We start from the raw sequence: 12,544 nt of genomic DNA, 5'->3' as shown, positions 1-12,544 counted from the left end.
TGGTCTGTGGCTGGTGACTTGATAGCGTTTTGAGTGAGAGCGTGAAAGAACGTCGGTTAAATCAGGAATCTGATACGGGATTAGCCGCACAGCGGTCGGCGAAGGTCGGGACGGTGCTGGCGGCGGTATCGGCGTTTGGTTCCGCGCTGACCACGGTGATCGGTAAATGGAACCTCATGTCGATTTCACCACTCCTGATGAACAGCATGATTTTCACGATTGCTAGTGTGGTTATGACCGTTCTGTGGGTGCCTTACAAAGGCCGGCGGGCGGTGTTCTGTCATTCGGCTCAGGGCTGGCGCTGGATCGGGGCGTTTGCGCTCACTTCGGTGGCGGCAATATGGCTGTGGTGGGCCGGAGTTCAGAAGATCGATCCCTCGCTGGCCTCGTTTCTCAACCGCGTCGAAGTACCCATAATCATTCTTATGGGAGTGGTTCTGCTAAAAGAGAAATTCGGGCCGCTCGAGATAATCGGCGGGGGGCTGACGCTGCTCGGAATCGTAATCATGAAGTTGACGCTCAGGTTTCAGTATGACGAAGGTTTCTGGCTGGTGCTGGCGAGTTCTTTGTGTTTTGGCGTGACGGAGTATATCTCGAAAATTGCCCTGCGATATGTCGATGCCGTACCGATGACTTATTTGCGCAATCTGATGATCGCAGTTGCTTTCTGGGTGTTGTTCGCCGGGTCCGACAACAGCTTCAGTGGTTTGGGAGAAGTGTGGTATGGAGTGGCGGCAGTGGCGTTGCTGGGGCCGATTCTGGCCCGGCTTCTGTACATGCTCGCTCTGGTCCGCCTGGAACTGTCGAAAGTCGCCATAATCAGTCAGCTTCAGCCGGTTTACGTTCTCCTGATTGCGGTGGTGGCGTTAAACCAAATGCCGACGACGCGTGAATTGGCGGGTGGGTTTTGTCTTTTAGCGGGATGTTTGCTGATGATTATCGGGCGACAGCGTCTGAGATTGGTGTCTGCCCGCGGTTGAATCAAGAGGTATGCCACAATTTTCAAGAAATGTCTCGTATGGAGTCCGGTAGCGTTAGCCCGGAAGTGACCGGGGTTGAACGAATCAACCGGCCGGTCCGTTATGGGTCCAAGGTTGACTTTTGGCGCGATCTCTCTTTATTAGACCTGATAAATTACGATTTGTAACAAGGATTTGTCCAAGTGACTGAAAACGAACATAAAGAACTGATCAAGACAGCCTTCTACGACTATCATGTCGCAGCGGGAGCGAAGATGGTGCCGTTTGCCGGTTACAATATGCCGGTGCAATATAAAGGAATTACGCTTGAGCACATGGCGGTCCGCGAAAACGTGGGCTTGTTCGATTTGTCTCACATGGGTGAGTTCGTAGTGCGAGGCGAAGGCGCCCTGGATTTCCTTCAGGCCATGACAACCAACAACGTAGCAGCGCTCGAACCGGGCCAGATTCAGTACAGTTGTATGACGATGGAAGACGGCGGTATCGTTGACGACCTGCTGGTTTATCGCGGGGTGGATCGGTATTTGTTGGTAGTGAACGCAGCCAATATCGACAAAGATTTCGAGTGGCTGGACGAGCATACTACCAATGATGTCGAGTTGCTCAACATTTCGAATCAGATCAGTCTCCTGGCGATCCAGGGACCTAATGCCCAGAAAGTGGTCGAACCGATTATCGAGTACGATCTGGAAAACATGAAATACTACACTTGGGCGCAGGGGAAAGTGGCCGGCTGTGATGTCATGTTCTCCCGCACCGGTTATACCGGCGAAGACGGTTTCGAAATATATATCACCTCGGAACACACCGATAAGATCTGGAAAGCGGTGACGGAGCAGGGCCAGAAGTATGGAATGGAGTTGATCGGACTCGGGGCGCGCGACTCGCTGCGCCTTGAGATGAAGATGGCGCTGTACGGCAACGATATAGACGAAACCACGACACCAATCGAAGCGGGTTTGGGCTGGATTGTCGATTTCGACAAGGATTTCCTCGGCAAGGATGTCCTTCTCAAGCAGAAGGAAGAAAAACCGAATCGCCGACTGGTCTGTCTCGAGCTCGAGGGCAAGGTATTCCCGCGCCATGGCTATGATATTCTCGTCAATGGCAAACCGGCCGGTAAGGTAACTTCGGGAACGTTCTCACCGGCTCTCAAGAAACCGATTGCACTGGCTTATGTTCCTCGGTCACATGCCAAAATAGGGTCCGAGGTCGAAGTGCAAATACGGAACGGCAGCTATCCGGCTAAGGTGGTCAAACCGCCGTTCTATAAAGAGGGCTCGCATCGGTAAATACACCGCTGTATGAAGATCGAACTCTATCTCACGCCGGTTCGCTCCAACAAGGTGGACCTGAAGGATAAGACGGTTGCAGTGATCGACGTGCTGCGTTGTACTACAACCGTCTGCGCCGCACTCATGGCCGGCGCCAAGGGTGTGATTCCGGTAGCAGGGCCCGGTGAGGCGGGTGATCTCTGGGCCAAATTGGGATCGGAATTATCGGTTCTGGCCGGTGAGCGGCACGGGGTGAAGATCGAGAATTTCAATTTGGGTAATTCACCGGCGGAGTTTACCCCGGAATCGGTCGGCAATAAAATCGTCATCATGACAACGACCAACGGCACGCTGGCTTTTACCGAAGTCCACGGCGCGGCCGAAGTGCTTTCATGCAGCCTGGTGAATGTTTCGTCAGTGGCACGCAGAGTAGCCGAGGCGGGACGGGATTTGATGATCGTGTGCGCCGGTCGCGAGGGGCATTTCTCTATTGAGGACACGGTTTGCGGCGGTATGTTGATTCATTTACTCTCGACCGAGTATAAACTTCAGCCGGAGCTGAACGATGCCGGTTCGTTGTCGCTCCTTTTATATCGGACTAACAGCCGAGCGATTCTGCGAGCTATCGCTCAGGGAGAGCATGGTCGTTTTTTAAGTTCTATCGGTTTTGCCTCAGATATCGAGACCGCTGCTGACGTTGACAGCATGCCGGTTCTGCCGATTATGCGCGATGGCCGCCTGGTGCAGTTTTAGCGAATTTCCCTGACCGGGAAACCGTCCGTAACATGGTTGAAAGGTATAAGACTTTATGACCCGACTGATATTGAAGGTACTTGCTTTTGTCCTGGTAACGACCTCAACGCTCCTGGCGGAACCGGCACTGCGTTGCGATCTGCAGTTGTACCAGAACGATCCTCAAGACGGAACAGCTCATCTTCTCATGGCGGATACCGTGGAGATAGTCAAAGGTATTCCGGTTTCTGGTTATTTTTTGGTCGCCTCGGCAGATTTCGAGTTACAGGAGATAGATTCCGTTCGGGCGCGGTTCCTGGTACACCTGATCACCCTGGGACCACCGGCGTATTCGAACTCGCGGGTGTTTACGGTCGAGTACGGCCTTCCCGCCCGGTTATCGGACGTAACCGCTAAAAACGGGGCAAGTTATGATTTCGTAATGACACCGTTGGCGATGACGGAGAAAGACACGAGCAGTTGTCCGTTTACCGGTCGGTTGGAGAACGGTTTTACATTCAATCCCTCGGCCAATATGGATATCTATTTTCTTCCGGGATCGTTCGGGGATTACTACTGGGGCTCAGTCAAAGGTCTGCTTGAGGACCAGTACCGGCCGTTTGCAGCGATGTGCGGGTTCAATATCCCCGGTAAAACCAATGTGTTTTTATGCCCCTGTTATCTCCCGTCACAGATTTGGGACGGTCGGTTCGCGATGGCAATCGATCCCACACGGAGAACGAGTTCGGTTATTTTCTCACGGGACTACAACTCAGTCGATGCGTTTGTGGTAAACCAGAACGCTTTGTTGCGCAACTGGGGATATGCCCCGCCGTTTTTAACGGAAGGCCTGGCCGGCATCAATTCACCGGCGGATATCGATATGAAAAGGCTGTTGGCGGACAACAAAGCACCAAAGTTGATCGATATGCTGGATACCTACACGTATCTGAGCAGTGATGCTTATATAGCGGATCGAACCGCCGCGAGTTTGACAGCCTATCTGATCAAGGTATACGGGATTGCCCGGTTCAGACAACTTTACGAGGTCGCCGACGATTTGAATCTCCCGGAAAAGATGGCCGAGGTATACGGGCAATCGGTGGCTGAAATCGAAGAAGGCTGGCGGCAGTATCACGATACGCTGACGATCGACCCGGCACGGGTGGCTTATTTCGCCGATATTGCCGAAGGGATGTTTCGCTATGCGCAAATGATGAGCTACGGGATGATGCTGGAGGACTATGTCGAGAAGCAAAGTGATTCACTGCGTTGGCTTTCGCTGGTGAGCCGAGCGGCGTTTTACACCGGCGATTATTACCTGGCTACCGAGGCACAGGAGAAACTGGTTGCGCTCGATACCGGCACGGCGGCACGGCTGATGACGCTGGCGACTTACCGTCAGATGAATGCTTATTACGATCAGGCTCGGAAGGATCTGGAACTGGCCCGGCGTAAAGATTCGACTGATCTGTATATTATGTTCAATCTGGGACTGAACTATCTTTATCGCGGTGATACGACCGGTGCGATAACACTTTTAACACAGCTAGTCGCGCTATCTTCGCCGATGTCGCCGATTGCGGAGTCGCGGGTGATGCTGGCGGAATTGTTAGGATTAAAATCCGACGCTGCCGGTGCGGAAAAAAGGAGCCAGTATCTGGACGAAGCGATTGGCGTACTGGCGCCGGCGGTCAAGGCGGATCCTTCGATGGTTCACGCGCAGCTCTGGCTCGGGGTGGCGTATTTGCTCAAGAACCAGCCAGGTTTGGCCGAGCAACATTTACTGATAGCGGATTTTCTCGAAACACGTGCATTTTACCGAGGGTTGATCAATCTCTGGCTGGGAAAACTGGCGGATATAACGGGTGATCGGAAAACTGCCGAAGCACGTTACGGAGAAGTGCTGCGGTTGGCCTCGGCTGATTTCGTCCAGCGAGAGGCCCGGCAGCATCTGGAGAAACCGTATAAGCTCAAATAGTTATGTTTAGTTTTCTGAATTCAACCGTCCTGTTCGCGGCCGTGGCTGCGCTTATCCCGCTGATTATTCATCTGTTCAGCAAACGGCGGGTGAAGGTGGTTGAATTTTCCTCCTTGAAACATCTCAAGGCAATGCAGCGACGGCAGGTGCGGCGACTTAAAATTCGCCAGTTGCTGTTGCTGCTGTTGCGGATGTTGATCATCCTGGCGATAGTGGTGGCCTTTGCGCGACCGACCTTGCAAAGCGGCGGAGTGGGATCGCACGCCTCGGTTTCGGCGGTGATCCTTCTGGATAATTCCGGCTCGATGGATCGCTATGTGACCGACGGCAACCTGTTCGAGATTGCCCGCCAGGCAACCGGACGGGTGTTGGAAACGTTCGGCGAAGCGGATGAAGTGACGCTGATCCCGATGGCCGGTGGTCGGGACGAGAGCCTGACACCATCGTCGGCAGCCCTGGCCTCGGAGCGATTGGAACAAATCGAAATAGCTTATCGCCCGGCTGATCTGGCGGCAACCTGGGAGCAGGCGAGTGAAATACTGAACAACGCCGCCAATCTCAATCGTGAATTATACTTGGTGACCGACCGGCAGCAGGTCAATCTGACGCAGGAGGGGTTGGATAGTCTCACAGCGCTGGATGATGATGTCCGCATCTGTATGGTGGATTTGCCGTTGGAGTCGGCGGGTAACCTGGGTGTGGTCGGCATGGATTTCGGTGGCCAGTTGCTTTTACCGGGACGGGATTTTGAAATCAATGCGGAAATCCAGAATTATGAGGGCGCCGGTTCGACCGAGTTGATGGCCTCGTTGTTTCTCGACGGGAGCCGTGTCGCGCAGCAGGATGTGACGGTGGCCGGAGGAGAGAGAACACCGGTAAAATTCACCCGCTCGGTTTCACGGACCGGTCTGCACAGTGGATATATAGAACTATCGGATGATATTTTTGCGGCCGACAATCGCTGTTATTTCAGTTTTCGTATTCCCGAGCAGTTCAACGTACTGGTGGCAGGCGAGGATCTGTCGGCGCAGCTTATCGCCCTGGCGCTCGCACCGACGCCCGGATTGGGGCAGTATTGGTCGATCAAGCAGGTGGCGCCGGGGAATCTCGCCGGGGTGAATTTCAGCGAATACGACATGGTTATTCTGGCCGGTGTCCCAACGTTGACGAGCAATTATGTCGATCGGATCAAGGCCGCGGTGGAGCGTGGAACGGGACTGTTTTTGACGTATGGAGTCGGTACGAATGTCGAACGGTTCAACCGGGACTGGTCGAATATAACCGGGGTAACGATAGAGGAACCGGCCAAAACCGAAGTTACCCGGGTAGGTTTTTATTCACTGGCATCGGTAAAAAGCGAACACCCGATTTTTACGGCGTTCGATTCACTCGATCGCAAGCTACCCGACCTCAAATTCTACAGCCTGCCGCGTGTAAAAGCGGCCGATTATGCCGAAACGCTGATGTTATTCAGCGGTAATCGCCCCGGCCTGGTGGAGAGCCGTCTTGGTGAGGGACGGGTGATGACTTTTACGGGACCGATCGATCCGGCCTATTCCGATATCGCCGGGCATGCCTTTTTCGTGCCGCTGGTGGCGCGTGTGGCGGAATATCTGACGGCTCGCATGTCGGAGTTCGAGACTGATCTGAAGGTCGGACAACGGATCGTGCGGGCGGTCGATCTGCATGGGCAATATGAGTTACCACCGACCATGATCGCACCCGATAGTTCCGAGTATCGCCTCTCGGTTGAGGAGAACGACGGTCGCCTGAGCGTCATTCCCGAGCCGGTCAATCTACCCGGCGTATACCGGATCGTTCACATGGGACGGGAAGTGGATCGTTTTGCGTTGAACATGGTACCCTCGGAGGGAAACTTAGCGGCGGTGGATGACGACCGTCTGGCCGGTTCGCTCCATATCAAGAAGTTCCATGCAGTCAGTCCCGGCGCCACGCAGGCCGCGATTACCGAACTGCGTTACGGGCGTGAATTGTGGCAGTTTTTCGTCTGGCTGGCGTTGATCCTGATGGCGGCCGAGATGCTCCTCGGCAGAAGCAGTGGGGCCGAGGAGGAGGCATGACACTCCTTACGGCCGAGAAACTGGCCCGCCGTTTCGATGACCAGATAGTCCTGGACCAGGTTTCTTTCGCGGTCAATTCCGGGGACAAGATCGGGTTGTTGGGTCGCAACGGCTGCGGTAAAACGACGCTGTTCGAGATAATCGCCGGAAAACATGAGACTGACGCCGGAGCCGTGCACCGTTCGCGCGATTGCAAAATTGACTATGCCGAACAGGAGTTGGGAGAATATCTCGGTCTGACCCTGAACGAGTATGTCTCACAGGGACGGCCGGACATTCTGGAGATGCGGGCGAAAATCTCCTCGGCGGAACATCAACTCGAAATTACGCCGCACGACCGGGAATTGCTGGAAGAACTGGGGAGCCTTCAGGAAAAATACCAGATATCCGGCGGATTCGAGTTCGACCATCAGGTAGACACGATTCTGCAGGGACTGGGATTTATCCCCGAGCGGCATTCCGAACGCCTGCAAAATTTCTCCGGCGGTGAAAAAAATCGGGCGTCGCTGGCGCGTATCCTCGCCGGGAACGGCAGTCTGATGTTACTCGACGAGCCAACCAACCATCTCGATATCGAATCGACTCAATGGCTCGAGGAATTTCTGGCCGGGACCAACCGTGCTTATATCGTGGTGTCGCACGACCGGATGTTCATGAGCCGGGTGGTTCGGGATGTCTGGGAGTTACTGCACGGCAAGATCGAGTTTTACACCGGCGGGATAGATCGCTATTTCGAGGAACGGACCGAACGACGACGCCTGCACGAACATCGCTACCGTCATCAGCAGGAGCATATTCGTAAGGTTGAGGAGTTTATCCGGCGCAATATGGCCGGGCAGAAAACCAGGCAGGCGCAATCGCGGCTGAAATATCTCTCGCGTATCAAACGCCTGCCGCCGCCGAAAGTCGACGAACAGGCAGCGAAAATCCAGATGGCCTCGTCCGGAAGATCCTACGCTCATATTCTGTCGCTGAACGATGTCGCGCTCGGGTACGGCGACCGGATCGTGCTCAACGACGTCAACGTTGATATCTATCGCGGCGAGAAGGTGGGACTGATCGGGCGCAATGGCTCCGGTAAAACGACGTTGCTGAAATCGCTGATCGGAGAACTATCCCCGGCCGGGGGCGAGATTTGTCTCGGCAACAAGGTGGATGTGGCATATTTCGATCAGGAGCTGACCGATCTCGATCCTGACCTGACAGTGCTCGATTCCATCTGGGAAGTTGACCCGATGGCCGATGGCAGCAAGATGCGAGCATTTCTGGCCCGGTTCGGATTTACCGGTGATGAACCGTTCAAACCGGTCCGGGCGCTCTCGGGAGGCGAAAAGACCAAGCTGTCGCTGGCGCGGCTGTTGTATCATCCGGCGAATTTCATCATCTTCGACGAGCCGACCAACCATCTCGACATGGACTCGCGCGAGGCGCTTGAAGCGGCTTTGATCGAATACGAGGGCTCCTGTTTGATCGTCAGCCACGACCGGCATTTCCTCGACCGGGTGGTCAATCGGATTCTTCATATAGACGGCGGCGCGTTGCGTCAGTACGATGGCAATTACTCTTACTACATGGAGAAGACGCGCCCGACCGAGACGGCAACGATCAAGCCGGTGAAGTCGAAAGAGGCTTATTTGAGCTTCAAAGAATTGTCCAAAGCGCGCGGGCGACTGAAGAAGGATATCAAGGCGGCACAGGAAAAGATCGTTGAGCTGGAGGCGGAGTTGACCAGGCTCGAACGGGATATCGAGTATGATCTCCCGCGTAACGACTGGGAGGCCTTGCAGGCGGCGTCGATTCGCAAAGAGGAAGTAGAGTACGAATTGCTGGGAACCTATGCTCGTCTGGATGAGCTGGAGGAGACTGACCTTGGCTAAAATTCTGGCGATATCCGGTTCGCCGGCGCCGGGTGCTTCGACCGATATCCTGTTGGGTGAAGTCGCAACGACTGTAATCGAAACACTGGCGGATAATAATTCCTCCTGGCGGTTCGTGAAACTTAACGAATTGATTTTTCAGCCCTGTCAGGCGTGCGGCTTCGCACCGGATCGAGGTTTTTGTGTGCTGGCTGACGATCTGACCGAGCTATACAAAGATTTGGCCGAGTGTGATCTGTTGCTGTTCGGAAGTCCGCTTTATTTCGATACGGTTTCGGGACAGGCCAAAACGTTTATCGACCGCTGTAATTGTTTCCGACCGGCCGATTTCGACGACAAGGATCCGGAACATGATTTTCTCAAGCTGTTGCCGCGTAAACGGCCGGGAGCGATGGTGCTGGTCGGCGGCGAACGCGGCTGGTTCGAGGGCGCGCGGAGAATCGTGGCCGGATTTTTCAAATGGGTTGAAGTGGTCAACGAGGGCGTGCTCGAATATCGCAGTGATAATTTTCATAACAGAGGCAGCGCCGCCGGAGACAAGCAAGCGTTGGAGGATGCCCGCAAGCTGGGTCGGGAGTTGGCCGAGAAGTTGAAAAGTGACAAATATGCCTGAGTCGAATTTAATCAAATACTATTGCCGGTGGGCGCCGGATTATGAGCGGATTTACTATCGTGACAATCCGGAGCGACGACAAGAGATCGACGATGAAGTCGTGCGACTCAAAAAGCTCGCCGCCGGTAAAACGGTGCTGGATATCCCCTGCGGAACCGGTTATTGGCTGGAGTTCATGTCGCAAACGGCGCACGAGATTACGGCGGCCGACATCTCTGCTGAAATGTTACGGGAAGCTCGACTTAAGAAAGCCGCGTGCCCGGTGATGTTCGTACAAGCCGGTTTGGAGAGTATTCCGTTTGAAGACCATTCGTTCGATCTGATCGCGTTGGGATTCTGGTTGTCGCATCAACCGAAGCAGAGCTACGAGAAACTCTTCGATGAGTTGAACCGAGTGTTGCGGCCGGGAGGAACGATCTGGATAATCGACAACAATCCGCCCGCGGAGGGGAATATGCGACGGCTGGCCGGACATGATGCGGCGGGGAACCAGTTGATTAAACGGAAAGTGCCGGACGGCGAAGAGTTCCAGATTATCAAGAACTACTTCTCGGAGGAAGACCTTCGGCGGGTCCTGGAGCCGTTCTATCGCATTGAGCGCCTGACGCACAAGCCTTACTACTGGTCGGTGGAACTGCGGGTGAGGTAGGGGGTGCTTGCAACCTGACTTACGAAAACCTCGTTCCATCACCTCGCTCACGGTAATGTTGAAAAACCTCTTTTTGCGGCGGAGACAAGCTCCACCGCTACGCGTTAAAGGACTCTGACCTCGCGTAGCGGGCGCCTTGTGTCGCCCGCATTACAGTTGTGTTTTACTGAATATCCGAATGTATGACTTTTTCAACAGTCCCTCACGCCGCAGGACAGGTCTCCCCGAGACCTGCCGATGTTACCCCCGCCGCAGGGCTAATCCCTCTTCGAACCTGTGGTAAAGAGCATGAACCCGATCCGCTCTCACCAATCCGCTTGACCGGAGGAAAAGACGATACTAAATTCCGGCCATGCAGAAACGTTCCGATTACATAAGCTGGGAAGAGTACTTCATGGCAATTGCTCAGCTCTCAGCCAAGCGCTCGAAAGATCCCAGCACCCAGGTGGGAGCTTGTATCGTCAATTCGAAAAAGCGGATCATCGGGATCGGCTACAACGGTTTCCCGACCGGTTGCTCCGATGATATCCTTCCCTGGTCACGCGAAGGGGAATTCCTCGATACCAAGTACCCCTATGTCTGCCATGCCGAGATGAATGCCATCACCAATGCCTCCGATAAGTCGCACCTTGAAGGGGCCACTATGTATGTCTCGTTGTTCCCTTGCAATGAGTGCGCCAAGTTGATCGTTCAGGTAGGGATCAGGGAAGTGGTCTTTCTCTCGGACAAGTACCACAACCAGCCGGTGTTTCAGGCGTCCCGGAAAATTTTCGATATGGCCGGTGTTACATATCGACAGCTTGTTCCGGAGCATGTGGAACTGACTCTGCGACTGGAATAATCTCTCCCTGTTCTTCCGGTCAACTCTGTATCAATCACTGACTAATGGACCCGTTGGGTCATTGTTTTTGTTGTTTCCGGGATCAAGACGGGCGATCCTGACATTTATTCAAATTATTGTCAATACCCCCGAAAGGAGCAGAGACGGTGACTAAAACCAGGGAAGATGTGTTGAGACTGATCGATGAGGCCGGGATTCGCTATATCCGCCTCTGTTTTACCGATATCCTCGGCAAAATCAAAGGAATGTCGATCACACGCTCAGAGATCGAGCAGGTACTCGAAGAGGGTCAGGGATTTGACGGGAGTTCGGTCGAGGGGTTCGCTCGGATCGAGGAATCGGACCTGATGGCCGTTCCGGACCCAGTCACGTTCCGGATCATTCCCTGGGAGATCGCCGGCGAGCGGGTGGCGATGATGTTCTGCGACATCCAGAATCCCGACGGCACCCCGTACGAGGGTGATCCGCGCTGGGTGCTTCGCCGCAATCTTGCCAAGCTCCATGAGAAAGGCTGGACTCTGAACGTCGGTCCGGAGATCGAGTATTTCTATTTCGAGGATGACCATGGAACCAAGGGTATGGACCAGTCCGGCTATTTCGATTTCGATGCGATAGATTTCGGCTCCCAGGTGCGCAAGGCCACGGTGGCGGCGCTGGAGGCGATGGACATCCCGGTGGAGTGCTCGCACCACGAGGTCGCGCCCAGCCAGCACGAGATCGACCTGAAATACCAGGAGGCGCTGGTCATGGCCGATTTCGCCCAGGTGTATCGTTTCCTGGTAAAGGAAGTTGCCATGCAGAACGATCTGTATGCCACCTTCATGCCGAAACCGATCTTCGGTCAGAACGGCTCCGGGATGCACTGCCATCAGTCGATTTTCAAGGGGGACAAGAATCTGTTCTTCGATACCAAGGGGAAATACTCCCTGTCCCGGATGGCTCGTTATTATGTGGCCGGGATCCTTCGCCATATCAAAGAGATCACCCTTGTCACCAACCAGTGGGTGAACTCCTACAAGCGGCTCGTTCCCGGTTATGAAGCGCCGGTTTATATTTCCTGGGGGCGTCGTAATCGCTCCTCGATGATCCGTGTGCCGGCCTATCGCCAGGGCAAAGAGAAAGCCACCCGGATAGAGCTTCGTTCACCCGACCCGGCCGCCAATCCGTATCTCGCTTTCGCCGGGATGCTGGCCGCCGGACTGAAAGGGATCGAGGGAAAATACGATCTGGCGGAGCCGATTGAGGAGAACATTTTCCACATGGACGAGCAGGCCAAATTCGATCTGAAGATCGACACCCTGCCCGGCTCGCTCGATACGGCGATCGATGAGTTCGAGAACTCGGAACTGGCTCGCGAGACGTTCGGTCTGCATATCCACAACGCCTTGGTGTTGAACAAGCGGATCGAATGGGATCGTTATCGGATGCACGTCTCGGAATTCGAGCAGCAAAAGTATCTGCCGATGTTATAGTCGGTGGGGACTCCATATCCATCCAAAGAGAAAAGGGCAGCCTC

General features: G+C 54.4%; 10 protein-coding genes. All 10 read left to right on the top strand.

All coding sequences use genetic code 11. The features are described from left to right. Positions 1 to 41: 41 nt before the first annotated feature. Positions 42 to 980: a DMT family transporter gene (locus tag PLF13_08255; GenBank protein HOP07268.1), complete on the top strand. Its 939-nt coding sequence runs from the start codon at positions 42 to 44 to the stop codon at positions 978 to 980. Positions 981 to 1,186: 206 nt separating this feature from the next. Continuing rightward, positions 1,187 to 2,272 carry a glycine cleavage system aminomethyltransferase GcvT gene (gcvT, locus tag PLF13_08250; GenBank protein HOP07267.1) on the top strand — a complete coding sequence of 362 codons (1,086 nt, stop codon included), beginning with the start codon at positions 1,187 to 1,189 and terminating at the stop codon, positions 2,270 to 2,272. A gap of 12 nt (positions 2,273 to 2,284) precedes the next feature. Further along, complete coding sequence (locus tag PLF13_08245) at positions 2,285 to 3,007, top strand: 2-phosphosulfolactate phosphatase (GenBank protein ID HOP07266.1); 723 nt, start codon at positions 2,285 to 2,287, stop codon at positions 3,005 to 3,007. A gap of 55 nt (positions 3,008 to 3,062) precedes the next feature. After that, on the top strand, positions 3,063 to 4,967 hold the full coding sequence (locus PLF13_08240) for a hypothetical protein (GenBank protein ID HOP07265.1): 1,905 nt from the start codon (positions 3,063 to 3,065) through the stop codon (positions 4,965 to 4,967). 2 nt (positions 4,968 to 4,969) lie between these two features. Beyond that, positions 4,970 to 7,048, top strand: coding sequence for a BatA domain-containing protein (locus tag PLF13_08235; protein HOP07264.1), 2,079 nt, complete (start codon positions 4,970 to 4,972; stop codon positions 7,046 to 7,048). Continuing rightward, the gene (locus tag PLF13_08230) at positions 7,045 to 8,925 is read left to right on the top strand and encodes an ABC-F family ATP-binding cassette domain-containing protein (protein ID HOP07263.1); all 1,881 of its coding nucleotides are present in this window, start codon (positions 7,045 to 7,047) and stop codon (positions 8,923 to 8,925) included. Before PLF13_08235 ends, PLF13_08230 begins: the two co-directional genes overlap by 4 nt. Then, positions 8,918 to 9,538, top strand: coding sequence for a flavodoxin family protein (locus PLF13_08225; protein ID HOP07262.1), 621 nt, complete (start codon positions 8,918 to 8,920; stop codon positions 9,536 to 9,538). Before PLF13_08230 ends, PLF13_08225 begins: the two co-directional genes overlap by 8 nt. Then, positions 9,531 to 10,187 carry a class I SAM-dependent methyltransferase gene (locus PLF13_08220; protein ID HOP07261.1) on the top strand — a complete coding sequence of 219 codons (657 nt, stop codon included), beginning with the start codon at positions 9,531 to 9,533 and terminating at the stop codon, positions 10,185 to 10,187. Before PLF13_08225 ends, PLF13_08220 begins: the two co-directional genes overlap by 8 nt. Positions 10,188 to 10,539: 352 nt before the next feature. Further along, on the top strand, positions 10,540 to 11,028 hold the full coding sequence (locus PLF13_08215) for a dCMP deaminase family protein (GenBank protein ID HOP07260.1): 489 nt from the start codon (positions 10,540 to 10,542) through the stop codon (positions 11,026 to 11,028). Positions 11,029 to 11,174: 146 nt separating this feature from the next. Continuing rightward, entirely contained in the window at positions 11,175 to 12,500 is a 1,326-nt protein-coding gene (locus PLF13_08210; protein HOP07259.1) for a glutamine synthetase family protein, read from the top strand. Positions 12,501 to 12,544: the final 44 nt, after the last annotated feature.

This window comes from Candidatus Zixiibacteriota bacterium (assembly GCA_035380245.1).
Lineage (GTDB): Bacteria > Zixibacteria > MSB-5A5 > GN15 > FEB-12 > DAOSXA01.
This window is presented reverse-complemented; position numbering and strand designations above follow the sequence as displayed.

Coding starts and splice junctions, on each gene's coding strand:
- PLF13_08245 (HOP07266.1), top strand. CDS start 2,285: ATGAAGATCGAACTCTATCTCACGCCGGTTCGCTCCAACAAGGTGGAC.
- PLF13_08240 (HOP07265.1), top strand. CDS start 3,063: ATGACCCGACTGATATTGAAGGTACTTGCTTTTGTCCTGGTAACGACC.
- PLF13_08235 (HOP07264.1), top strand. CDS start 4,970: ATGTTTAGTTTTCTGAATTCAACCGTCCTGTTCGCGGCCGTGGCTGCG.
- PLF13_08230 (HOP07263.1), top strand. CDS start 7,045: ATGACACTCCTTACGGCCGAGAAACTGGCCCGCCGTTTCGATGACCAG.
- PLF13_08220 (HOP07261.1), top strand. CDS start 9,531: ATGCCTGAGTCGAATTTAATCAAATACTATTGCCGGTGGGCGCCGGAT.
- PLF13_08215 (HOP07260.1), top strand. CDS start 10,540: ATGCAGAAACGTTCCGATTACATAAGCTGGGAAGAGTACTTCATGGCA.